The organism is Bradyrhizobium sp. AUGA SZCCT0176 (genome assembly GCF_018130145.1).
Classification (GTDB): domain Bacteria; phylum Pseudomonadota; class Alphaproteobacteria; order Rhizobiales; family Xanthobacteraceae; genus Bradyrhizobium.
Genome location: NZ_JAFCMB010000009.1, coordinates 252,902 through 276,491, shown reverse-complemented (window position 1 = coordinate 276,491; position 23,590 = coordinate 252,902). Strand labels below are relative to the sequence as shown.

The following is a 23,590-nucleotide window of genomic DNA, read 5'->3' as shown; positions in this document are numbered from 1 at the left end:
CGGGCCGGATCATGCCCGATCGATGCGCGAAGGTCTAATGCACTGCCGTCAGGTCAGGCCTTAGTTCGACATGATGGTTTCGACGTCGGCCTCGGTGGCGCCGTTGATGATGCCACCGGCCAGCGCCACCAGCGGCTTGACCCAGCCGGTGGCCTGCTCAGCGAGCGTGGCGCGGGTCTTGTCCTGGCGGGCTTCGCGCATCGCCGAGCCTACCGCGGTCAGGATCGAGGTCATGGTGTTGGCGACGTTGTCGAACTCGGTGCGAATCTTGGGGTCAGCCAATTCGTAGGCCTCGATCGCGAGATCGCGGGCCTTGAAATTGGAAGCCCAGAAATGCTCGGCGTAGGACAGCGGACTCCAGGTCAGAAAATCCTCGGCGCATTCCGGCATGTCCGGAACCATCTCGAGCAGCATGATGGCTTCGTTGAAATGATTCAGATAGTCGGTGGCAAGCCCGGTGCGGGGGTTGATGTTGGCGGCGCGCAGCACCGCGGCGCGGGCCTCATCGATGGGGCTCGTCGGTAGCGGTGTCGGGCGATCGGATCGCGCTTGTGTGGCGGCCGTTGAGCTCATCTGTTCCAGTGTTAACAATTGGGGTTAAAAGGAATTAAACGGACACCCATTCGGGTTAGATTATGTGCGGACGTTTCGTAATTACTTCGCCGCCGGCGGCACTTAGGCAGATTTTCGGCTATGCCGAGCAGCCCAACTTCCCGCCGCGGTACAATATTGCTCCGACGCAGCCAATCCCGGTGGTGATGCTGGAGAATGGCGGCCGGCATTTCCGGCTGATGCGCTGGGGCCTGGTGCCGGCCTGGGTCAAGGACCCCCGTAAATTCTCGCTCTTGATCAACGCCCGCTCCGAGACGGTGCGGGAAAAGCCGGCCTTCAAGAACGCGATCAAGCGGCGGCGCTGCCTGATCCCGGCCGACGGTTATTACGAATGGCAGGATTCCAGCGGCCGGAAACGGCCGTTCTTCATCCACCGCCGCGACGGCAAGCCGGTCGGCTTTGCCGCCCTCGCCGAGACCTGGATGGGACCGAACGGCGAGGAGGTCGACAGCGTTGCGATCGTCACCGCGCCGGCCAGCCGCGATCTTGCGGCGCTGCATCATCGCGTGCCCGTGACGATCGCGCCCGATGAATTCGAGCGCTGGCTGGATGCCCGGGCCTTTGATGCCGACGACGTCATGGCGTTGTTGACCGGCCCCGCGGAAGGCGAATTCGCCTGGCACGAGATTTCGACGCGGGTCAATCGCGTCGTCAATGACGACGCGCAATTGCTGCTGCCGATCACGGACGAGGAACGTGCGGCCGAGGAGCCGAAGCCGAAGAAAGCCGCGCGCAAGGCGGCGTCGGCGCCGGAGGACGAAGGGCAGGGATCGCTGTTTTGACTCCGCGTCGTCCCGGCTCAAGGCCGGGACGACGTGAACTCCTGTACAGACCTACCTGAAAATATGCAGCGCCGCATATTGCAACAGCATGATCGTCTTGGCATCGGCGATGCGGCCATCGGCGATCATCGCGAGTGCCTGATCAATCGGCAATTCCAGCACCTCGATGTCCTCGCCTTCGTCGGCGAGGCCGCCGCCGCTGCCGATCCGCATCGAGGCTTCATACTCGGCGACAAAGAAGTGCAGTTTCTCCGTCACCGCGCCCGGGCTCATGAAGGCCTCGAACACCTTCTTGACGTCGTGGAGGCGATAGCCGGTTTCCTCTTCGGCCTCGGCGCGGATTCGCTCCTCCGGCGATGCATCGTCGAGCATGCCGGCGGCGGCTTCGATCAGGAGATCGTCATGGCCGTTGACGTAGGCCGGCAAGCGGAACTGCCGCACCAGCACCACGGTGCGCAAGGCGAGATTGTACGGCAGCAAGGCTGCGGCATTGCCGCGGTCATAGACTTCGCGGGTTTGCGTCTGCCATTCGCCGTTGCCGCGGCGGTAGTCGAGCGTGATGCTCTTCAACAGGTACCGGGCATGGGAGAGGACACGCTCGTCTTTGATGCGGATGCGGTCGGAGATGGTCATGGTAATCTTTCTGCATCAAGGCGTAGGTTCGCGGCCGTCGAGCCATTTGGCGAAGACAACCGTCTGCGCCTCGGCGTAGCCGATCGACTGGTAGAATGCGCCGGCGCGGGCGTTTTCGCGCCGGACCATCAATTGCACCTTGGCCATGCCGGCTGCGCGCAGCCAATCCTCGGCCGCGTTCATGATGACGCGGCCATAGCCGCGGCCGCGGCGTTCCGGATCAGTCGCGACGTAATAGACCCAGCCGCGATGGCCGTCATGGCCGGCCATGGCGGTCGCCACGATGGCGCCGCCGTCGCGGCCAATCAGCACGGTCGAATTCGGCCCGCGCCGCGCCAGCGCGATGTCGGACGCCGGATCGTTCCACGGCCGCGTCAACCCGCACGCCTGCCACAGCGCGACGACGGCGGGGATGTCGGAATCCGCGATCGGCGCGATGGCGAGGGCAGGAAGCGGCTTTGGCATTGATGCGTTCACAGCACCTTGCCGGGGTTCATGATCCCTGCGGGATCGAGCATCGCCTTGATGCTCCGCATCAGTTCGATCGCGACCTTGTCTTTTACGTCGGGCAGTTCGTCGCGCTTGAGCACGCCGATGCCGTGCTCGGCGGAGATCGATCCGCCCATCCGCAGCACGATCGCGAACACGACTTCGTTGACCTCGTGCCAGCGCGCCAGGAAGTCCGCGGTGTTGCCGCCGACCGGCTGGCTGACATTGTAATGGATATTGCCGTCGCCGAGATGGCCGAACGGTACCGGCCGCGAGCCCGGGATCAACTTCACCACCGCGGCATTGGCGTCTTCGATGAAATCAGGCACGGCGGCGACCGGCACGGAGATGTCATGCTTGATCGAGCCGCCTTCCGGCTTCTGCGCCGCCGACATCTCGTCGCGCAGCTTCCAGAACGCCGAGCGCTGGCTGAGGTTCGCCGCGATCACGGCGTCATCGACGATGCCTTCCTCCATGCCCTTGGCCAGGATCGATTCCAGTGCGTCGCGGGCGTCATCGCGTGAGGACGACAATTCCATCAGCACGTACCAGGGGTGCTTGCTGTCAAGGGGATCGCGGATGTCGATGCCGTGACGGATGCTGAAATCCACCGCGATGTCGGCCAGCAATTCGAAGCTGGTCAGGCTGCCGGCCGCCTCGTTCTGTGAGATCGACAGCAGCTTCAGCGCCTGCGCCGGCGATTGCAGGCCGACATAGGCGGTCTCGATCGCACGCGGGTTTGGGAACAGTTTTAGCGTCGCCGCCGTGATGATGCCGAGCGTGCCTTCGGCGCCGATGAAGAGATTGCGCAGATCGTAGCCGGTATTGTCCTTTTTCAGCTTCGACAGCGAGTTCAGGATCCGCCCGTCGGCCAAGACCACTTCCAGGCCGAGCGCCATCTCGCGCGCCACGCCGTAGGCGAGCGCGGCCGTGCCGCCGGCATTGGTCGAGAGATTGCCGCCGATGGTGCAGCTTCCTTCGGCGCCGAGCGACAGCGGAAACAGCCGGTCGACGTCGCGGGCGCGCTGCTGCGCGACCTGCAGCACCACCCCGGCCTCGCAGGTCATGGTATTGGAGGCGGCATCGACCTCGCGGATTTTATCGAGCCGACGCAGCGAGACGACGACTTCGCCATTATGCGGCGTCTGGCCGCCGACCAGCCCGGTATTGCCGCCCTGCGGCACCAGCGCGATTTTATGCGCGGTGGCGAGCTTGCAGATTTCGGACACTTCCGCGGTCGATCCCGGCCGCAACACCAGCGGAGATTTTCCGTGAAACAGATCGCGCTCCTCGGTGACATAGGGCGCGATATCGGCAGCATCCGTCACCGCATATTTGTCGCCGACGATCGCGCGGAATTTCGCGATCAGTTCGGGCGGAAGCGGTGGCGCGGCGGGCTGAACGATATTCATGGTCTGGTTTCACTCCCGTCCGATTCACTCTCGCCCAACTGCGGCGCGGCGCAGCCGGTCGTTGATGGCTTCGCCCAGTCCATCGTTGGGAATGGGCATCACGGCGATGGTTTGCGCAGCCTTGCTGTCGAGCGCGCGAAGATAGCCGAACAGATTGGCGGCAGCCTCGCTGAGATCGCCGCGTACGGACAGATTCATCACCGCGGCGGCGGCGTCAATTCCCGAAACTGCATCGCTGCCGAACGCCAGCAGCGCTTCGCCGGGCTCGATCTGAATTGCACCGAGCCGCACACGTGTTCTCGGAGCATAATGGGACGCCAGCATGCCCGGCGCCAGCGGCTGGGCGCTGTCATTCTCGGCGTCCGCAGGCGGCTGCTTGAGCGCACGGCCCAGCACGCGCTCGATGTCGGCGCGGGGCAGGCCACCCGGCCGCAGCAGCATCGGTTCGTCGAAAATCCCGACAATGGTCGATTCGACGCCGACGGCGACCGCGCCGCCATCGACGATCAGGTCGATCCGCCCCTCCAGATCGCTTTGCACATGGGCGGCCGTCGTCGGCGAGACGTGTCCGGACAGATTGGCCGATGGCGCCACCACCGGCCGGCCGAGGATGCGCAGGATGTCGCGCGCCACAGGGTGCGCCGGTATCCGAATCGCGACGGTCTCGAGCCCTGCGGTGGCGAGGTCGGCGACCGCGCAATGTTCGGTTTTCGGCAGCACCAGCGTCAGCGGCCCCGGCCAGAACGCTTCGGCCAGCCGCAAGGCGGCCGCGTCAAAACGGCCGATTTCGCGCGCCGCGGCGAGATCGCCGACATGGGCGATCAGCGGATTGAAGGCCGGCCGGCCCTTGGCCTGGTAAAGCCGGGCTATTGCAGCCGCATTGGTGGCATCGGCGCCCAGACCATAAACGGTCTCGGTCGGGAATGCGACCAGCCCGCCTTCGCGCAAACAATGCGCGGCAGAGGCCACCGCGGCCTCATTGGCGGGCAAAACCGACGTTTTCAGGCTTGTATTCACAGGGATTAATTCCTCAAATCGGTGCCTTGCGGTGACCGAAACCGGCAGCTATAAGCCGCGTTCTTAGTCGGAGTGTGGCTCAGCCCGGTAGAGCACTGCGTTCGGGACGCAGGGGTCGCAGGTTCGAATCCTGCCACTCCGACCATTCTTTCAAATACTTATACTTTCGATGATTTAAGCGTGCAACGAAATGGCTCGATCGGAGCAGCGCCGTGCCTGTGGAATTCGATTCTGCATAAGAGCGTTGGGGTAAGGCCGTGCACGCGCTTGTCACAGCCAACGATCGGTTTGTGCATATTTCCGAGATCGGATTCTGCTCCGGCCACAGCGCATCCGGTGTCTACGTCGATGAGTTTGCGCGCACCACGGTGCCGGGCTTGTATGCCGCGGGTGACATGGCAAGTGTGCCGCACAATTACATGCTCGGCGCCTTCACCAACGGCGCGGTGGCAGGGGAGCACGCGGCGGGCTTCGCCGCGAATATCGATCTTCCCGACTACGACCTAGGTGACGTTGCCCGCGAGCAGGCGCGGGTGCTGGCACCGACGAGGCGAGAGGACGGGATTCCGCCGAACCAGCTCGAATACAAGACCCGGCGCGAAGGCGGTGTGTGCACCGAGAGATCAAAGAAAATCCAGTGACAACCGACGTCAGCAATGTCGACTTGCGGATTTGGCGATATTCGGTACGAAAGGATCTCGTTCGACACTGCAGGAATGGTTGGGGGGTGTCATCGGATCAGGTCCGCACCTGAACACGCAAAGATTCCGGGACGGCCACGAGATGGCTACCTTCGAATAAAGGCGGGACCCTATCTGCCCCACTGGCTTGCATAGCCTCAACAGGTAGCGATCGACTGAAGTCAGGCCGGTGAGCGTTGCGACGACGATCGGGAGGAGCGAAAAAATGCAACGAACGTCATGCGCGACGTGCGGCCGATGCCTAGCCAGACGACGAACAACGGCGCCAATGCAATCGCGCGCCAACGTTTTGGAGCATGCTTTGGGGCTGGCATTTGAGCTTCAACCCAGGCGGCGCAGGTTCGGCCTGCTCGGTGCAACTCACGGCGAGCGTCGGTGAGAGGACGGCTTATGCCGCGCTCCCCGCACATAACAGCGGCGGCGAAAATGAGACGCTTGGATATTGGCGGCTTGGGCTTTGAACGGCAGCCTTCCCGAAGGCGCCCGCGAGGGGCGCGTTACGAGACGCACATGGGGGAGGTTCGGCGTGGTCGCCGGATTCTCTCTTCCGCGTCACAGGGAGGAACAACAATGCGCAAGTCTTTGCTTGGCGCCGTCGCGGTGGCCGCCCTTATGTTGCCCGGCGCAGCTCTCGCCCAGAGCGGCACCATCAAGATCGGCATTCTGGTGGCGCTGGAAGGCGCCTTCGCGACCGGTGGCCAGGATGGCGTCCGAAATGTCGAACTGGCTCTCAAGCAGGTGAACAACACCATTGCCGGCAAGAAGATTGAAACCGTCGTCGCTCCGACGGATACCAAACCCGACACAACGGTCCGTATGGCTCGCAAGCTTATTGAGCAGGACAAGGTCGACTTCATCATCGGCCCGCTTTCCGGCTCGGAAGGCATCGCCATGCGCGACTTCGCCAAGACCATCCCCGACAAGGTGGTGATCAACGGCATCTCCGGCGCGCTCGAGACGACATGGGTCGATCCGGCGGCGAACTTCTACCGCTTCAACCTCGACGGCTCGCAATGGGGTTATGGCCTCGGCGGCTACGTCGTGAAGACGAAGGGCTGGAAGAAGGTTGCAACGATCGCAGCCGATTACTCGTTCGGCTACACGAACTTCATGGGTTTTGCGGTGGACTTCTGCAAGTCGGGCGGCGACATCGTCCAGCGCTTCTGGCAGCCGCTCGGCCAATCGGATTTCGGCGGGATCATCGCGCAGCTGCCTGACAACGTGGATGCGATCTACCTGGGCCTTGGCGGCACGGATGCGATCAACTTCCTCAATCAATACCAGCAGGCCGGTGAAAAGACCCGTCTGATCGGCGGCACCATCATGGCCGACCAGACGGTTCTGACGGCGAAAGGTAAAGCGAAGGACGTGCTGAAGGGCACGCCGACCTCCGGCCCCTTCGCCGCCGACAATACCGACCCGGCATGGACCTCGTATGTGAAGCTCTATCAGGACACCTTCCCCGCCGCCCAGCGCCTGCCGTCGCCGTCGCTGTTCGGTCTGGGCTACTACGTTGCCACGCAGGCCGCCATCAAAGGGCTCGAAGCGGCCGGGGGCGATCTGTCGAACGGGCAGGCAAAGTTCAAGGAAGCGCTCAACAAGCTTCAGCTCGACAGCCCGATCGGCAAGATCACGCTGAACGAAAACCGGCAGGCGACCGGAACGGTCTTCGTCAACGAAGTGGTCGATGGACCGGACGGCAACCTGACCAGCAAGATGGTGGCCAAGACCGAAAACGTGAACCAGACGCTCGGCATGACGACGGCTCAGTTCAAGGCCCTGGGGCTGCCGGCGCGCGATGCGGTTGACTGCGCCAAGCTGCGCGCGGGCGGCTGAGCGCGCCTGCTCTTGATGTCATCTTCGGTGGCCGGCGCTCACAGCCGGCCGCCGCTTCCTTCGGAATTCCGCCATTGCAGACTCCATGCGGCGGAAATGCCGGGAGCGTGTCCGATGACTCTCATCGACTATCTCACGCGCACCCATTTCGCAGAAGCTGCGATCGAGGATGCGCTTCCCGAGGAGGTGGGGCCGCTCGCTCGGGCGCTGGTACTCGTTGACAACGAGCCGGGAAGCGCGGCCGTTTGCGCGCGCGTGCAGGAGTCACTCGGCCAGACGGTGATCAGCCTGGCGCGGACCGATCGTGCCAGCCCTCATGTGGACGCAACTGTCAGGATTCTGAGCGCCATGAGCGACATCCGGACCGGCACGCTCATCGCCGTGGGTGGATCTGCGGCCGTCGGGCAGGCGCGTCTCGCCGCGGAGCATGCATTGCGGCGAGGCGAACGCCTCATGCTGATCGCGGTTCCTGCCGGCCTTTGCGATTTCGGATTGGCGCGGCGGGTGCGCCTGGGGGAGGGCCAGCCGGTCACCTGCCCGCGCCCCGACCGGGTCATCGCCGATCCGACCGTGCTTGAGGGAGCGTCCTCACGCCGCCTCGCCGCCGCGGCCATGGAGGTGCTGGTCCATGCCATCGAAGCCTATGCCAGCCCCGTCTACCACCCGCCGGCGGACGCGCTTGCGCTGGAGGCCACAAAGCGGCTTACGCGGTGGCTACCCGTGGCGCTTGCTTCGCCCAGTCACCGGGAAGCGCAGCGCGAATTGATGGTCGCGGCATTGACGGCCGGGCTCGCGCTGGAAAAAGCGGTTGGCGGGGTCGATGCGCTTGCGCATCCGATCAAGGCTGAACTTGGACCCGGCGTCCTGCATGGCGATCTCCAAGTGCCATTGATGGCTGCCATGGCCGACTTCAACACCGAAGCCGTGGGCGATCGATACGCCACCATGGCCGAAACCTTCGCCAGAACAACGCGGGAGCCGCACTTCAGCACCGCAATCGGAGCTTTCGCCCGCGCCATCGGCCTGCCGACCTCCTTGCGGGAGATGGGGATCAATCCGGCTCAGTTCGACCGTTTTGCGGAATTGGCAGCGAACGACCCTGGAGCGCTTGCCAATCCCCGACGGCTGACCCCCGGCGACTGCCGCCGCATTCTCGAGGCCGCCTGGTGAGCACGAATGAGCAGCACCCGGCGTGTGGCAAACGGCCTGGACCGGTGGCGGCCGGGGCAATTTGCCTGTTGTCACAACGCGATCTCCTTATACATTCTTCCGTAACCGCACACAAAGATGGGCGGGGAGGAAACCGATGAGTATTGCTCACGCGGTCGCACATGGTGCGTTCGGGCGCGCTTGCCTCTATGAGCTGGATCGGCCGATGGTGCCGCATGCCCATCGCGAGGGGCATCTGATCTTTCACGTCAGCGGACCGGTCGCCAGCGTGGTTGTCGATGGCAAGACCTTGCCGCTCACGCCCCTCTGCGCAACGGCAATCAGCCCATGGCAACCGCATTATTTCGCGCCGGTTGACCGCCGCGAACCAACGCTGACGCTCGTTCTCTATATTCGCCCGGGCTGGTTTGTTGAGGCGAGCCACACCGCCTTCGAAATCCTGCGCTTCGGCCGCTCAACCGTCGAAATGAGCGACCACATCACCCGGCTTGTGTCGGAAACCGCACGGCTTCTCGCCGACCATGGCGGCTGCGATGGCTCTTTCGAAGACCGGCTCAGTGCCCTCACCCAGGCGGCCTTCGATCAAACCTGGCAGTGGACGAGCGCGGCTGACAGGCCGGCTGCCCATTGCTCGGGACTGCGGGATTTCCGCCTGCGGCGCGCGATCAGCCTCCTGAGCGAGAGGCTCGGCGAGCCCGTCGACCTTGCAGAGATTTCGCGGAACGCCGGCCTCTCGCGCCCGCATTTTTTCAAGTTGTTTCGCGAGCAGATGGGTTTGCCCCCTACGATCTTCCTCAACGCCCTGCGCATGGAGCGCGCGATCGAGCGATTGGCCAGAGGCACGGAAACGGTTTCTGAAATCGGGCTTGATCTCGGCTTTGCGACCCCGGCGAGCTTCTCGCGGTTCTTCATCGCCAATGGCGTCGTGCCGCCGAGCGCCTACCGGCGCAGCGTCGCGCTCACACACTGAAAAGAGGTGCTGCACTCCAAAGAAGAGACGTTCGGGCTAGAGAAAAGACGTTCGGGAAAGGACAGGCCGGCAACTTCAATCTAGCCTTCATTCCAACGGTGGCGAAGTTCGCCACGGGAAGCTGTTGGGCCGTTCTGAGATGGACAATTACATCAAGCGCTATCCGCTCTGGAGCCTGATTTTTTTCCTCTTGGCCGCAGCGTTCCTGTGTCTTGTGCTGGCCCCCTGGCCACCCGAACTGGTGGCGGTTTGGGGCCGCAAGCAAATCTTCCTGAATGCCCTTTTGGGTGGCATCACGCTTGGCGCGCTCTACTTCCTCGTGGCAGCCGGCTTCACGCTGATTTTCGGCCTGATGCGCGTCGTCAATCTCGCGCATGGGTCGTTGTTCCTGATCGGCGGATATGTTGGCTACGAGGTCGCGACCGCCTCGGGTTCGTGGCTGCTGGCATTTCCGGTTGTGTTCATCGTCGTGGGGCTGATCGGGCTCTTGATGCAGTTCTTCATCTTCTCGAAAATGGAAGGCGAGGAGCTCCGCCAGACGCTGGTCAGCATCGGGCTTTCGATCGTGTTTGCCGACCTCATGCTGTGGTGGTGGGGCGGGCAATCATATTCGATCCTCGCTCCGCAATTCCTGCAGGGGCCGATGGAATTGCCCCTCGTGAGCAACGTCAACGACGCGACCGGCGCGATTACCTGGCTCCGCTACCCGTCCGTGCGCGTCTGGATCCTGGTCGCGGCAATCGTGATCGGCATCGCGATGTGGCTCGTTTTGAACCGCACCGCGCTTGGCATGCTGATCCGTGCGGGCGTGGATGACCGTGAGATGCTGGCCGCTTCCGGCGTGCGCATCCATCTGGTGTTTCTGGCGGTGTTCGGCTTCGGCGCCGGGCTTGCCGGTATCGCGGGGATCATCGGTGCCACGTTCCAGTCGCTGTCGCCCGGCGAGGATACGCGTTTCCTGCTGGCGAGCCTCGTGGTGGTGATCGTCGGAGGCATGGGGTCGATCGTCGGCGCGGCTTTGGGCGCGCTGATCATCGGGGTGGCCGAGCAGATGGGGTTTGTCTACGCGCCGACCTATTCGATCGTTCTCACCTTCCTCATCATGGCGGCGGTGCTGGCGTTTCGGCCGCAGGGCCTTCTGGGAACGAGGCGGTAGGACATGTCGGTTGCCGATCAAGCCCCTCGCTTCGCCAGCCCCGTCGACCAGCGAATGTGGTCCGAGCGCATTCCCGCCCCTTGGTGGATCTTCGGGTTGATCCTGCTGTTGCTGCCGATCGTGGCCAACAATTTCTGGCTGTTCCAGATAATGGGCTGGACTTTCATTCTGGGCATGATCGGGCTCAGCCTGATGTTCCTCGCCGGCTATGGCGGAATGGTGAGCCTGCTGCAAATGTCGATTGCCGGAATGGCCGGCTACATGGTCGCAATCCTTGGGCCGTCCGGCGCGGCCAATGTCAGTCTCGGCCTCTCCTGGTGGATCGTGCTTCCGGCCGCCTTCCTGATCGCAGCTCTTTTCGCGACGATATCCGGCGCGCTCGCCGTTCGCACGGATGGCATCTACACGATCATGATCACGCTCGCGATCGCGGCGGCCTTCTTCTATTTCACACGACAGAACTACTCGGTCTTCAACGGCTATTCCGGGTTCAACCTCGTGTTGCCGCCGAAATTTTTCGGCGTGAACTGGCGCGATCCCCTGGCTTTCTACTACCTCACCCTTGCTTGCGCCGCTCTTTGCTACGGCGCAGTCGTCTATCTCGCGCGCTCACCCTTCGGGCTCGCCCTTCAGGGCGTGCGCGACAACCCGCGTCGCATGGCGGCACTGGGTTTCAACGTGACCGCCCATCGCGTGGCGGCCTACGCCCTGGCGAGCGTTTTCGCCTCCACGGGCGGCATTCTTCTGGTCTGGCAGAATGCGCAGATCGCGCCGGGCACGATCGGAATTTCCTCCGCGATCGATGTGCTCGTGGTCGCGGTAGTCGGCGGAATGCGCCGTCCGCTCGGACCGTTTATCGGCGCTTTCATCTACGTGTTGCTGCAAGTGTTCTCGACCGACATTCTCGGTTTTTTCGGATTCTCGGCGGATCGCTTCAAGCTGATCATCGGGATCGGCTTCCTGGCGATCGTGCTGTTCTCGCCGGATGGTGTGCTGGGCCTGTGGGATCGCTGGCGCGCGGGGCTTGCGGCGCGCAAGGCCGCAACGACGGGAGGCGGGGCATGAACGCGCCCGTCGTGTCTTCCCGGATGAACGTGCCCGGGGCTGGCAATGCCAGCTCCGGCAATGCGCTGGAACTGCGCGGCATCACCAAGATGTTCGGCGCGCTGGCCGCAATCTCGGACGTGACGCTTTCGGTGAAACCGGGCGAAAGGCGGGCCGTTCTCGGCTCGAATGGCGCGGGCAAGACCACGCTGTTCAACTGCATCACCGGGGATTTTCTGCCCACAGCGGGCCTGGTCCGGTTTTTTGGCGAGGATGTGACGGTCTTCCCGCCCCATGAGCGAATCCGACGGGGCTTGCGCCGCACCTACCAGATATCCTCGCTCTTCACCGGGCTGAGCGTGATGGACAATGTCTATCTGGCCTGCTGCGGTGTTTCGCGAAACCGTTTCTCGCTGGTCCGGCCCCGCCCCGACGATGCACTCGTGCAAGCAGCGGAAATACTGGTCGAGGCTGTGCACCTGACCGACGACAAGGACCGCTTGGTCGGCGAGCTGGCCTATGGCCAGCAGCGCCAGCTTGAAATAGCGCTGGCGCTGTCCGGCGCGCCGCGCTTCGTGCTGTTCGACGAGCCTGCGGCGGGCCTATCGCCGACCGAGCGCGCCGATCTGGTGACGATTTTGACATCGCTGCCGGCGCACATCGGCTTCATCATTATCGAACACGACATGGATGTCGCGCTGCGTGTCGCCGAAAGCGTGACGATGATGCACAACGGCCGGATCTTCAAGGAAGGCCGGTCCGACGAGATCGAATCCGATCCGGAAGTTCAGGAGCTATATCTCGGAGGCGGTCATGCCCAGCACTGACCGTGGTCCGCCGCTACGCGGCACGCTGCCGGCGCTGCAGGTTCGCGAGCTGAACCTGTTTTACGGCCAGTCGCACGCGCTGCAGGGCGTTGATTTGACCCTGCAGGAAGGTGTGCTCAGCCTGGTCGGCCGCAACGGCATGGGCAAGACCTCGCTGTGCAAGGCGATCATGGGTCTGGTTCCGGTGTCGAGCGGTTCGATCACCGCGTTCGGTGAGGAACTGGTCGGCCGCTCCACCACCGACATCGCCCGGCTCGGCATCGGCTATGTGCCGCAGGGCCGGCGGCTGTGGCGATCGCTGAGCGTCGACGAGCATCTGCGGCTGGCGCAACGCGGTCCGCGCGGCGGCTGGACGCCGGAGCGGGTCTACGACACCTTTCCGCGGCTTGCCGAACGCAAGAACAATGCAGGCTCGCAGCTCTCCGGCGGCGAGCAGCAGATGCTGGCGATTTCGCGGGCGTTGCTGCTCAATCCACGGCTCTTGATCATGGACGAGCCGACCGAAGGCCTCGCGCCTGTCATCGTTGCTCAGGTCGAGGACATGCTGGTGCGGCTGAGCGAGGAAGGCGACGTCGCCATCCTCGTCATCGAGCAGAACATCGGGGTGGCAACCGAGATCTCGGACATGGTCGCGATCATGGTCAACGGCCGGGTCAACCGCGTTATCGAGGCGGCGCGGCTGGCAGCCGATCGCGATCTGCAGCAGCGCCTGCTCGGCGTCGGTCGCCATGGCCACGAGGAGATCGAACCGCCGCCTGCTTCCGTGAGTGAACCCGGCGGCCGCCGGACCGCAGCGGCGCCAGCTCGCAACGATGCGCCGATCCGGGTCTACCTGTCGAACCCGGTGCTGCCCACCCGCTGGAGCCCCGATGTTGCGGCGGCGCGGATCGAAGGATCGGCGCACACCCTGACGCGCATGCCCGTCGCGGCCGCGGTCGCCGCATCCGACCGCAAGGTCGGGCGCAGCATAGGTGGTCTCAACGAGCCATTCGTCGCCGTGGCCGGCACGCTCGACACCAAGGGCGAGGAGCTTCGCTTCATCGCCGACATCATCAAAGCGGCGGGCCTGCCGGTGAAGCTGGTCGATCTGTCGACCACGGGCCGGATCTCCGGCGCGGATGTGCCGCCGCTGGAGATCGCGCTGCATCACCCGCGCGGTTCCGCCGGGGTGTTCAATGCCGACCGTGGCGCCGCCGTGGCGGCGATGGCGGAGGCTTTCGAGACCTGGGTGAAGGGCAAGTCCGGCCGCGACGGCGTCAGGCTGCTCGGCCTGATTTCTGCCGGCGGCTCCGGCGCCACGGCGTTGGCGACGCCGGCGATGCGGGCGCTGCCGGTCGGCGTGCCGAAGCTGATGATCTCGACCGTCGCCTCCGGCAACACGAGGGCCTATGTCGGTCCCTCCGATATCATGATGATGTATTCCGTCACCGACGTTCAGGGACTGAATGCGATTTCGCGACAGGTGCTGGCGAACGGCGCACAGGCGATGGCCGGGATGGCGAAGGCGCGGCTCGAGGCGAGCAAGGCGCCGCCGCCGCGCCGCCATGCCGGCGGTGAGCGGCCGCTGGTCGGCCTCACGATGTTCGGCGTCACGACGCCTTGCGTGCAGCAGGTCACGAAACTGATCGGCGACGACTACGAATGCCTGGTGTTCCACGCCACCGGCATCGGCGGCCAGTCGATGGAGAAGCTGGTCGATGGCGGCCTGGTGCCGGCGGTGATCGACGTCTCGACCACCGAAATCGCCGACCTGTTGTTCGGCGGCGTGTTTCCGGCGACCGAGGATCGGTTCGGCGCCATCATCCGCACCCGGATTCCCTATGTCGGTTCGGTCGGCGCGCTCGACATGGTCAATTTCGGCGCGCCCGACAGCGTCCCCGAGCGCTACCGGACGCGGTTGCTTCATCAGCACAATCCGCAGGTCACGCTGATGCGGACACTGCCTGCGGAGAATGCCGCGATGGGCCGCTGGATCGGTGAACGGCTCAATCTGATGGAAGGCCCGGTGCGCTTTCTGCTGCCGGAGGGCGGGGTTTCGGCGCTCGACGAGGCGGGCAAGCCGTTCTTCGACACTGCGGCGCGCGAGGCGCTGTTCGGCGCGCTGGAGGCGAGCGTGCGGCAGACGGCGTCGCGCCAGCTCATTCGCGTTCCGCATCACATCAACAGCCCGGCGTTTGCGGCCGCGCTGGTGCAGCATTTTCGCGCGCTGCAAGGCGCACGGCCGCGCGCACGCGCCGCGGGCCGGTAGGGGATCACAGCATGGCAGCGATCGATCGGCAGGCTCTTCTCTCCAGGTTTCACGACATGATCGCGCGCGGCGAGCCCATCGTTGGCGGCGGCGCCGGCACAGGCCTGTCGGCCAAATGCGAGGAAGCCGGCGGTATCGACCTGATCGTGATCTACAATTCCGGCCGTTTCCGGATGGCCGGGCGCGGTTCGCTGTCCGGCCTGATGCCGTATGGCGACGCCAATGCGATCGTGATGGAGATGGCCGCGGAGGTGCTGCCGGTCGTGAAGAAAACTCCGGTGCTGGCCGGCGTCTGCGCCACCGATCCGTTCCGCAGCATGGAGCGCTTTCTCGACGAGGTGAAAGCCGCCGGGTTCTCCGGCGTGCAGAACTTTCCGACGGTCGGACTGATCGACGGCAGCTTTCGCATCGGGTTGGAGGAAACCGGCATGTCCTACGCGCTCGAAGTCGAGATGATCGCGTTGGCCGGCGCCAAGGGCCTGTTGACGACGCCCTATGTGTTCTCGGCCGACGATGCCGCAGCGATGGCGGGCGCGGGGGCTGACATCATTGTCTGCCATTTCGGCTTGACCGCCGGCGGCGCGATCGGGGCACAAACCGCACTGAAGCTCGAGGATGTTCCGGCCATGCTGGACACCTGGGCGGCGGCGGCGCTCGCGGTGAAGCCCGATGCGATCATCCTCGTGCATGGTGGCCCGGTCGCAGAACCTTCGGACGCCGAATTCGTGATCAAGAACTCGCGGCATTGCCATGGCTTCTACGGCGCCTCCTCGATGGAGCGGCTGCCGGTCGAAGTCGCGATCCGCGAGCAGACCCGGAAATTCAAGGCCATCAGCCGCAGCTGAACGGACCATGCGACAGCACTTTGTAGAGGGAGAACAGATATGTCAGGCCAGCTGATCGGAGCGCTCATTCTCTGGCTGATCGTCGCGATCATCGTGATCGCGATCGTCGTCTATCTGGTGAACTGGCTCTACCGCCGCTCGTCGAAGGAGGCGGCGTTCGTCCGTACCGGTCTTGCCGGCGAGAAAGTGGTGATCGATGCCGGCGCCTTCGTGCTGCCGTTCATCCATGACATCACACCGGTCAACATGAACGTGCTGCAGATGCGGGTGCATCGCGGCCAGGACGGCGCCATCATCACCCGCGACCGGATGCGGGTCGACATCGACGCCGACTTCTACGTCCGCGTCCGCGCCACCCCCGAGGCAGTGTCGCTCGCGGCCTCGACGCTTGGCCGGCGCACCATGCAGCCGGAGACGCTGCACGAGCTGTTGTCCGGCAAGTTCGTCTCGGCGATCCGTTCGGTCGCCTCCGAGATGACGATGGAGGACATGCATGAGCAGCGCGGGGTCTATCTCGCCAAGGTCAAGGAGGCAGCCGCCGAGGCGCTCGCCAAAAACGGACTCGAACTGGAATCGGTGGCTCTGACCAATCTCGACCAGACCGACCTGCAATATTTCAACGCCTCGAACCGCTTCGACGCCGAGGGCTTGACCCATCTGATCGAGCAGATCGAAGGCCGGCGCAAGGCACGCAACGACATCGAGCAGGATTCGATGATCAAGATCCGCTCGCGCAATCTCGAAGCGGAGAAGCAGTCGCTAGAGATCGAACGCGAGAGCGAGCTGGCGCGGCTGGAGCAGCAGCGCGACGTCGAGGTGCGCCGCGCCGTGCAGCGCGCGGAAATCGCCCGCGAGCGTGCGATGCGCGACACCGAAGCCGAGCAGGCCCAGATCAACGCGCGCGAGGAAATCGAGAAGTCGCGGATTGGCAATGAGCGCGCCATCAGCGAGGCGCGGATTGCCTCCGAGCGCGACGTCCGCCAGCGCGAGATCGAGCGCAGTCAGACCGTCGATCAGGCCGAGATCGCCGCGCGCGAGACGGTGGAGAAGGCACGGATTGCCAATGATCAGTTGATTAAGGAGACCCGCATCGCCGCCGACCGCGAGATCCGCGAGCGCGAAATCGAGCAGGTGCGGGCGCTGCAGGCTGCCGAAATCGCCGCCCGCGAATCCACCGAGCGCGCCCGGATCGCGCAGGAAGCGTCCGTCAGCACCGACCGGATCGCCAACGAACAGAGGATTTCGGGCCTCGACATCGCGAAGCGGCGTTCGATCGAGGAGGCCGACATCGCCGCGCGGCTCGCCACCGAAACTGCCGAAATCGCCCGCAACAGTGCCATCATCGCCAGTCGCCTCGCCGCGGAGGAAAAGCGGCTGGCGCGCGAGATCGTCCGCGACCGCACCGTCCAGCAGGAGACCATCGCTTCGAAGGAATTGGTGGAGTCCGCCCGCATCGTCCAGGAGGAACGGGTCCGGGCGCTGACCATTACCCGCAACCAGGCGATCGATGAGGCCGAGATCGCCGCCCTGCATGCAGTGGAAGCGGCGCGGATAGCCAACGAGAAGGAAATCGCGGCGCATCGCATCCTCGCCGAACAGGAAACTCGATCGCAGGAGATCGCGCGGACCCAGACACTCGAAGGTGCCGAAATCGCCGCCCGCGAGGCGACCGAGACCGCCCGCATCGCCTCTGATCTGGAAATCCGCAACCTCGACATCAACCGCGCCAAGGCGATCGAGACCGCCGAGATCAAGAAGCGCGACGCGGTCGAGGTCAGCCGCATCGAGGCTGAGCTTGCGATCGACAAGGGGCGGATCGCGGCGTCGAAGAGCCGCGAGGTGCTGCAGATCGATCAGAAGAAGACCATCGAGATCGCCGAGGAGGAACGCGTTATCGCGACCTCTGCGCGGAGGATCGAGCGGGTTGATTCCGACCGTGCGGTGCGCGCAGCCGAGATCAATGCGCGCCAGGAGGTCGAGAAGGTCGACATTACGCGCGAGCGCGAACTGGAGGTGGCGCGGCTGGAGCGCCGCAAGGCGCTCGAACAGCTCGATATCGCGCGCAACCAGGCACTGCAGGAATCCGAGATCGCCGCGCGCGAGGACATCGAACGTGCGCGCATCGCCTCCGAGCGCGGCCTCGACGAGGCTCGTGTCGGCCGCGACCTCGACCTGCGCAAGCTCGAGGTCGGTCGCGAGCGTGAGGTCGAGAGCGCGGTGATGGACAAGGCGATTGCGATCTTCGAGAAGTCGCTGCTGGAATCCGCAGCCCAGGTGAAAGCGGAGATGGCGAAGGCCAAGGCGGTGGAAGCCGAGGAGATCGTCAAGACGGTGCGCGAAAGCGAGAACGCCAAGCGCCGTGCCACGGTCGAAGTCATGCTGGCGAGGAAGAACGCCGACGAGAAGCGCATCGAGGCCGAGGCCCATGCGATCCGCGCTGCGGTCGATGCGGAAGCGCAGAAGCTGCTCTACGAGGCCGAGAACGCGCTCACCGACGAGGCCCGCTACGGCCTGTTCCGGCGCCGTCTGCTCGATCGGATCGAGGGTATCGTCCGCGAAAGTGTCAAGCCGATGGAGAAGATCGAAGGCATCCGCATCCTGCATGTCGATGGACTCGGCGGCATGGCCGGCAACGGCGGCGGCACCGCGCGCACGCCGACCGATGAGGTGATCGAGTCGGCGCTGCGCTACCGGGTGCAGGCGCCGCTGATCGATCAGGTGCTGAAGGAAATCGGGATCGAGGGCGGCAACCTCGCCAAGATGGGCGGGCTGATGCGCGAGGCCAGTGACATGCAGCGCGTCGGCAAGGAGGCCCAGCCGCCGAAGGCGAAGGACGGGCCAGCGGACACGGATCCAGGCGAACGCAAGCCGTCGGGCCGCGGCGACAAAGGCAAGGGCAAGGAGTAATCGGATGGCCCGCGTCTACGTATCCAGTGTCATCAATGCGCCGGCGGCCAAGGTCTGGGCGCGCGTGCGCGACTTCAACGGCCTGCCGAACTGGCACCCCGGCATCGCGGAGAGCCGGATCGAGAACGGCGAGCCGGCCGATAAGGTCGGCTGCGTCCGTGCGTTCGCGCTGCGCAATGGCGACCGGCTGCGCGAAAAACTGCTCGGCCTGTCGGACTTCGACATGGTCTGCACCTATTCGATCCTGGATTCGCCGATGCCGCTGACCAACTACGTCGCCTCGCTGCGGCTGACACCGGTCACCGACCAGGACCGCACCTTCATCGAATGGAGCGCCGATTTCGACTGCGCGCCGGAACTGGAAGCAGAGCTGGTCGGTGGCGTCGGCGGCAATGTGTTCCAGACCGGTTTCGACGCGCTCAACCGCGCCTTTGGAGCCTGAACATGCCGCGGGTGGTTCGCAGCACCATCATCGACGCGCCGGTCGAGCGGCTGTGGGCGGTGCTGCGCGACTTCAACGGTCATGAATCCTGGCATCCGATCGTTGCCAAGAGCACGATCGAGCGCGGCTATCCGTCCGACAAGATCGGCTGCGTCCGCCGCTTCACGATGCAGGACGGCGCCGAATTGCGCGAGCAGTTGTTAGCGCTGTCGGATCTGGAAATGACCTTCAGCTATTGCCTGCTGGAGACGCCGATTCCGCTGTTCAACTACGTCGCCCATGTCCGGCTGCTGCCGGTCACCGACGGTAATCGCAGTTTCTGGCATTGGGAGGGCCGGTTCACCACGCCGGCCGGGCGCGAGGCGGAGCTGGCCGAGCTCGTCGGCAACGAAGTCTATTCGAACGGCATCGCGGCGGTCCGCCAGCTGCCCGAACTCGCTAGTTAGGAAACGCCATGCCCGTCAACGTACGCATCGTGCAGGGGTTACAGGAAGCCGCGAGTATCCTCGCCAGCGACCGCGGCGCCCAGTTGCTCGGCGGCGGCACGCTGTTGGTGCGCGACATCAACGAAGGTGTGATGACGGAGGGCACGTTGCTGCGCGCGGTCGATCCGGCGCTGCTGGCGATGAACACCGGCGGTGCACGCGTCGAACTCGGCGCCGGCGTCACCATGGCGATGGTGCTGGCCAGCCGGGACCTGTCCTACCTGCATGCGGCGGCGCGCGGCATTGGCGGTCCCGCGGTGCGGACCACCGCGACCATCGGCGGCAATCTGTTCGCCGCGACGCCCTATGGCGATTTCACCACCGCGCTGCTGGCGCTCGAAGCCGTGGTCACGCTGCATGCCGGTTTCGGCGGCGCGCGGGTAATGCCGCTCGAGGAGATGCTGGCGAACCGGGCGCGGGGAGGGGTGGGACTGGTGGCCTCGGTCGGCTTCAGCCGCCCGGCCGGCGCCGATGGGTTTCGTTTCGTCAAAGTCGCGCGCGTGCGGCCGAAGGGTATTTCGGTGCTGTCGATCGCGGCGCATCTGCCGCAGAACGCCGGACGGATCAGCGGCGCGCGGGTCGCCTATGGCGCGATGGGGCCGACGCCGCTGCGCGCCAAGGCGGTCGAGCGCGTACTGGAAGGCCGCAGCCTGGATGCGGCCACCATTGCCGCGGCGAAGACCGCGGCGCTCGAGGGCACGCAGCCCGCGACCGATGCGATCGCGTCGGAATGGTATCGCCGCGAAGTATTGCCTGTGCATCTCGGCCGGCTGCTTGCCGGCGAGACATCCTGAAGGAACGCAGAATGGCCCGGATGCCTGTACAGTTTCGCCTCAACGGCTCTGATCGCGCGGTGTTCGTCGAGCCGGCGGAAACGCTGCTCGGCACGATAAGGCGCGGGCTTGGCGATTTCGCCCCGAAGTTCGGTTGCGGCCAGGGCACCTGCGGCGTCTGCACCGTGCTGGTCGATGGCGAGCCGCGACTGGGCTGCCTCACGCTCAGTGTCACCTGCGAGGGGCGATCGATCGAAACCGCGAGCGGGCTTGCCGACGGGCCGACCCTGCATCCGCTGCAGGCGGCTTTCATGGAGCATTTCGCCGCGCAATGCGGTTTCTGCACGCCGGGCATGCTGATGGCGGCGAAGGCGCTGCTCGACCGCAATCCGAACCCGACGCGGGTCGAAGTTGTCGAGGCGATCGCCGGCAATGTCTGCCGCTGCACCGGCTACGAGCCGATCATCAACGCCATCCTGGCCGCCGCGCAGCAGCGCGGCGTCCGCCGCGCCTGAGGAGATCCCGATGCTGGAGTTTCGCAAGGATCTGTTCGCCGACGAGCGTGACGACAATCTCAACGTGATCGGCAAGGGCGAGCAGCGCCAGGACATGCTGGGGCATGTCACTGGCCGCACCCGCTTCTTCGACGATCACGGCTTTGACGGCCTGCTGCATCTGAAGGTCGTGCGCTCCCCGCACCATCACGCCCGGATCCGGAGCATCGACGTGACAGCCGCGGAGCGCGCGCCTGGCGTCAAACGCGTGATCCGGGGGCAGGACGTTCCGCTCAACAAGAACACGCTGCTCAGCCTGATCGATTTCGGCAAGGACGACGAGCCGACGCTGGCGGTCGACAAGGTGCGCTACAAGGGCGAGCCGATCGTCGCCATCATTGCCGATAGCGAGGCGGAAGCCCTGGCCGCGGTCAAGCTGGTTCGGGTCAGTTATGATCCGCTGCCCACGGTGTTCGACGTGCAGGAGGCGCTGAAGCCGGGCGCGGTCGTCGTCAACGAGACCTATCCGGGAAACTATTTCGAGTATCACGACAAATACGACCATCAGAAACTGCGCTTCGGCGATGTCGAGGCGGCGTTCCGCACCGCCGATCACGTGCTTGAGGAGCGCTATCAGATGTCGCCGATCGAGCACGCCTCGACCGAGACCAACGGCACCATCGCCGCGCCCGAAACCAACAACCGTTACGTCGTGCATTCCTGCGCGCAGGGTCTGTTCTTCTCGCTCGGCACCACCGCCAAGATCCTCGCGCTGGAATCCAACCGGCTGCATTTCATCGGCGGCACTGTCGGTGGCGGCTTTGGCGGCAAGGTCGACTCGCTGACCGAGCCGCTGGCGGTGCTCGGCGCGATCCTCACCGGGCGGCCGGTCCGCTATGTGCTGGGGCGCGAGGAGGAGATGCAGTTCGCCTCGCCGCGCGGGGCCGAGCGGCACGTCATCAAGGACGGCGTAATGCGCGACGGCCGTATCGTCGCGCGGCAGATCACCTCCTATTTCGATGCCGGCGCCTACACGCGGCTGACCAGCTATGGCGTGGTCAAATGCGTCGCGCACATGCCGGGGCCCTACACGATCCCGAATGTGCGCGGCGACGCCTATTGCGTCTTCACCAACCGCGTGCCGGCCACCGCGATGCGCGGTTTCGGTGTCACCGGGGTGGACTTCTCGATCGAGGTGCAGATGGACAAGCTGGCGCATCTGGTCGGCATCGACCCGATGGAGTTCCGCATCCTCAACGCCTATCGCGACGGCGACATGAAGGCGCATCGCCGCGTCGCCCACAACACCGCGCTGATCGAATGCGTGCAGGTCGTGGCGGAGAAGGTGAACTGGCCGCTGAGCGAGACGGCGCGGCGCGCCTCGTCGCTGAGTGGTGGCGGCGGCGCGCGCGCGGCTATACCGCCGACCGTGACCGATGAGAGCGGCCGGATCGGCCGGCCGGAGACGCGGCAGGCGCCGCCGCAGCTGACGCCGGGCGCGGCGCCGCTTCCGGCCTATCAGCCTCCTCCTGCCGTGACCGTCTATCAGCCGCCACCGGCGCATCAGCCGGCAGCACCGCTGCCGAACTATCCATCGCAGCCGGCCGCCGCCGCGCCGCTGCCGGCTCCGGCCCCGCCGGTTCCCAACGCGCCGGCGACGCCCCAGCACGGCGCGGCGCGGTTCTCGTCAGTGTTCACACGGAGGCGTTGAGATGGCACGGCATCAGGGGCGCGGAATGGCCTCCATCAATTACCCGATCGGCATGAATCTCGGCGGCGATCCCAGTCAGGCGCTGGTCCATGCCAATCCGGACGGCAAATTCACCGTGGCGCTGTCGGCGATCGATCTCGGGCAGGGTATGAAGCAGGTCAGCCGGCAGATCGCGGCGGAAACGCTGGGCGTGCCGATTGAGGATGTCTATGTCGACACCGCCGACAGCGATACCGGTCCGCACGACATGGGCTCGTTCGCCTCGCGCGGAACGCATCGTGTCGGCAATGCGGTGATCGTCGCGGCAAAGGAGGCGCGGGGCGTGCTGCTGGAGGCCGCCGCCGAGGAGCTCGAGGTCAATGCCGACGACCTCGTCACTGACGGCAAGGGCAACATCCATGTCCGCGGTGCGGCGTCGAAATCGATCACCGTCAAGGCCGCGTCGCAGGCGGCGCAGTTCAAGCAGGGCAAGACGATCTCTGGCCGCGGCATCTTTCTGATCCCGCTCTCGACGGTCAATCCGGAGACCGGCGAGATGTCGCCGGTCACCGCCTATGCCCATGCCTGCCTCGTCGTCGATCTGGAAGTCTGCGACGAAACCGGTGACGTCAAGGTCAACAAACTGACCAGCGCCTATGAACTCGGCCGCGCGCTCAATCCGAAAATGGTCGAGCAGCAACTGGTCGGCGGCGCCTGGATGGGCATGAGCCACGCGCTCTACGAGACGCCGGAGCCGTATTATCCAAACCCCGAACATGGCGGCCGCGACTACAACGAATATCTGATGCCCGGCCCCGGCGACATCGCGCCGCACGACATCACGGTGCTGGAGCGTCCGGCGCCGGACGGTCCGTTCGGTGCCAAGGGTCCCGGCGAGATGTGCGCCAATCCGGTGCTGCCGGCGGTCGCCAACGCGATCTTCAACGCCATCGGTGTGCGGATCGATACGCTGCCGATCACGCCGGAAAAAATCCTGCGTGCGCTGAAAGCGCAGGGCGGCGCGCGGCCGCAAGCCCGGCGCGCATAGGGGACATCG

Annotated in this window: 21 protein-coding genes, 1 tRNA gene and 1 pseudogene; 18 read left to right on the top strand and 5 right to left on the bottom strand. The window is 65.0% G+C overall.

Features of this window, described 5'->3' with window-relative positions:
• Nucleotides 1-60: 60 nt before the first annotated feature.
• On the bottom strand, nucleotides 61-573 hold the full coding sequence (locus tag JQ600_RS22575; RefSeq protein ID WP_212385815.1) for a hypothetical protein: 513 nt from the start codon (nucleotides 571-573) through the stop codon (nucleotides 61-63).
• 62 nt (nucleotides 574-635) lie between these two features.
• Between JQ600_RS22575 and JQ600_RS22570 the strand changes: the two genes are divergently transcribed.
• Nucleotides 636-1,394 (top strand): SOS response-associated peptidase, encoded by a 759-nt coding sequence (locus tag JQ600_RS22570; RefSeq protein ID WP_212385816.1) that lies wholly within the window; start codon nucleotides 636-638, stop codon nucleotides 1,392-1,394.
• 51 nt (nucleotides 1,395-1,445) lie between these two features.
• Here JQ600_RS22570 and JQ600_RS22565 read toward each other — a convergent pair whose 3' ends face one another.
• From JQ600_RS22565 to JQ600_RS22550, 4 genes are read right to left on the bottom strand one after another with little or no spacing between them, the layout of a single operon-like run.
• On the bottom strand, nucleotides 1,446-2,027 hold the full coding sequence (locus JQ600_RS22565; RefSeq protein ID WP_212385817.1) for an NUDIX domain-containing protein: 582 nt from the start codon (nucleotides 2,025-2,027) through the stop codon (nucleotides 1,446-1,448).
• 15 nt (nucleotides 2,028-2,042) lie between these two features.
• Complete coding sequence (locus tag JQ600_RS22560; protein ID WP_212385818.1) at nucleotides 2,043-2,492, bottom strand: GNAT family acetyltransferase; 450 nt, start codon at nucleotides 2,490-2,492, stop codon at nucleotides 2,043-2,045.
• Nucleotides 2,493-2,500: 8 nt separating this feature from the next.
• Nucleotides 2,501-3,928 carry an FAD-binding oxidoreductase gene (locus JQ600_RS22555; RefSeq protein ID WP_212385819.1) on the bottom strand — a complete coding sequence of 476 codons (1,428 nt, stop codon included), beginning with the start codon at nucleotides 3,926-3,928 and terminating at the stop codon, nucleotides 2,501-2,503.
• A gap of 24 nt (nucleotides 3,929-3,952) precedes the next feature.
• Nucleotides 3,953-4,945, bottom strand: a complete 993-nt coding sequence (locus tag JQ600_RS22550; protein WP_212385820.1) for an L-threonylcarbamoyladenylate synthase — start codon at nucleotides 4,943-4,945, stop codon at nucleotides 3,953-3,955.
• A 68-nt stretch (nucleotides 4,946-5,013) separates the two neighbouring features.
• On the opposite strand from JQ600_RS22550, the gene JQ600_RS22545 reads away from it, so the two are divergent.
• The 17 genes and pseudogenes from JQ600_RS22545 (at nucleotide 5,014) to JQ600_RS22465 (ending at nucleotide 23,581) form a co-directional block, all read left to right on the top strand.
• Nucleotides 5,014-5,090: transfer RNA gene (locus tag JQ600_RS22545), tRNA-Pro, on the top strand.
• Between the two features lie 145 nt (nucleotides 5,091-5,235).
• Nucleotides 5,236-5,544: pseudogene (locus JQ600_RS22540) on the top strand (fumarate reductase/succinate dehydrogenase flavoprotein subunit); the annotation flags it as partial.
• A 672-nt stretch (nucleotides 5,545-6,216) separates the two neighbouring features.
• On the top strand, nucleotides 6,217-7,482 hold the full coding sequence (locus tag JQ600_RS22535) for an ABC transporter substrate-binding protein (protein WP_211995594.1): 1,266 nt from the start codon (nucleotides 6,217-6,219) through the stop codon (nucleotides 7,480-7,482).
• A 114-nt stretch (nucleotides 7,483-7,596) separates the two neighbouring features.
• Nucleotides 7,597-8,652 (top strand): iron-containing alcohol dehydrogenase, encoded by a 1,056-nt coding sequence (locus JQ600_RS22530; protein ID WP_212385821.1) that lies wholly within the window; start codon nucleotides 7,597-7,599, stop codon nucleotides 8,650-8,652.
• A gap of 136 nt (nucleotides 8,653-8,788) precedes the next feature.
• A complete protein-coding gene (locus JQ600_RS22525) occupies nucleotides 8,789-9,622 on the top strand; it encodes a helix-turn-helix domain-containing protein (protein WP_212385822.1) in 834 nt (277 codons plus the stop codon).
• A gap of 139 nt (nucleotides 9,623-9,761) precedes the next feature.
• Entirely contained in the window at nucleotides 9,762-10,778 is a 1,017-nt protein-coding gene (locus tag JQ600_RS22520; RefSeq protein ID WP_212385823.1) for a branched-chain amino acid ABC transporter permease, read from the top strand.
• 3 nt (nucleotides 10,779-10,781) lie between these two features.
• Nucleotides 10,782-11,843: a branched-chain amino acid ABC transporter permease gene (locus tag JQ600_RS22515; protein ID WP_212385824.1), complete on the top strand. Its 1,062-nt coding sequence runs from the start codon at nucleotides 10,782-10,784 to the stop codon at nucleotides 11,841-11,843.
• A gap of 23 nt (nucleotides 11,844-11,866) precedes the next feature.
• Nucleotides 11,867-12,649, top strand: a complete 783-nt coding sequence (locus JQ600_RS22510; protein WP_212264229.1) for an ABC transporter ATP-binding protein — start codon at nucleotides 11,867-11,869, stop codon at nucleotides 12,647-12,649.
• Complete coding sequence (locus tag JQ600_RS22505; protein WP_212385825.1) at nucleotides 12,636-14,897, top strand: ABC transporter permease; 2,262 nt, start codon at nucleotides 12,636-12,638, stop codon at nucleotides 14,895-14,897. Before JQ600_RS22510 ends, JQ600_RS22505 begins: the two co-directional genes overlap by 14 nt.
• Nucleotides 14,898-14,908: 11 nt before the next feature.
• Nucleotides 14,909-15,742, top strand: a complete 834-nt coding sequence (locus tag JQ600_RS22500; RefSeq protein WP_212385826.1) for a phosphoenolpyruvate hydrolase family protein — start codon at nucleotides 14,909-14,911, stop codon at nucleotides 15,740-15,742.
• Nucleotides 15,743-15,781: 39 nt separating this feature from the next.
• On the top strand, nucleotides 15,782-18,649 hold the full coding sequence (locus tag JQ600_RS22495; protein ID WP_212264194.1) for a flotillin family protein: 2,868 nt from the start codon (nucleotides 15,782-15,784) through the stop codon (nucleotides 18,647-18,649).
• Between the two features lie 4 nt (nucleotides 18,650-18,653).
• Nucleotides 18,654-19,091 (top strand): SRPBCC family protein, encoded by a 438-nt coding sequence (locus JQ600_RS22490; protein ID WP_212385827.1) that lies wholly within the window; start codon nucleotides 18,654-18,656, stop codon nucleotides 19,089-19,091.
• A gap of 2 nt (nucleotides 19,092-19,093) precedes the next feature.
• Complete coding sequence (locus tag JQ600_RS22485; protein WP_212385828.1) at nucleotides 19,094-19,537, top strand: SRPBCC family protein; 444 nt, start codon at nucleotides 19,094-19,096, stop codon at nucleotides 19,535-19,537.
• An 8-nt stretch (nucleotides 19,538-19,545) separates the two neighbouring features.
• Entirely contained in the window at nucleotides 19,546-20,370 is an 825-nt protein-coding gene (locus JQ600_RS22480; RefSeq protein ID WP_212385829.1) for a xanthine dehydrogenase family protein subunit M, read from the top strand.
• Nucleotides 20,371-20,381: 11 nt separating this feature from the next.
• Nucleotides 20,382-20,864: a (2Fe-2S)-binding protein gene (locus JQ600_RS22475; RefSeq protein ID WP_192740553.1), complete on the top strand. Its 483-nt coding sequence runs from the start codon at nucleotides 20,382-20,384 to the stop codon at nucleotides 20,862-20,864.
• A gap of 10 nt (nucleotides 20,865-20,874) precedes the next feature.
• Entirely contained in the window at nucleotides 20,875-22,554 is a 1,680-nt protein-coding gene (locus JQ600_RS22470) for a molybdopterin cofactor-binding domain-containing protein (protein WP_249133413.1), read from the top strand.
• Between the two features lies 1 nt (nucleotide 22,555).
• Nucleotides 22,556-23,581 (top strand): xanthine dehydrogenase family protein molybdopterin-binding subunit, encoded by a 1,026-nt coding sequence (locus tag JQ600_RS22465; RefSeq protein ID WP_249147690.1) that lies wholly within the window; start codon nucleotides 22,556-22,558, stop codon nucleotides 23,579-23,581.
• The last annotated feature ends 9 nt before the right edge of the window (nucleotides 23,582-23,590 follow it).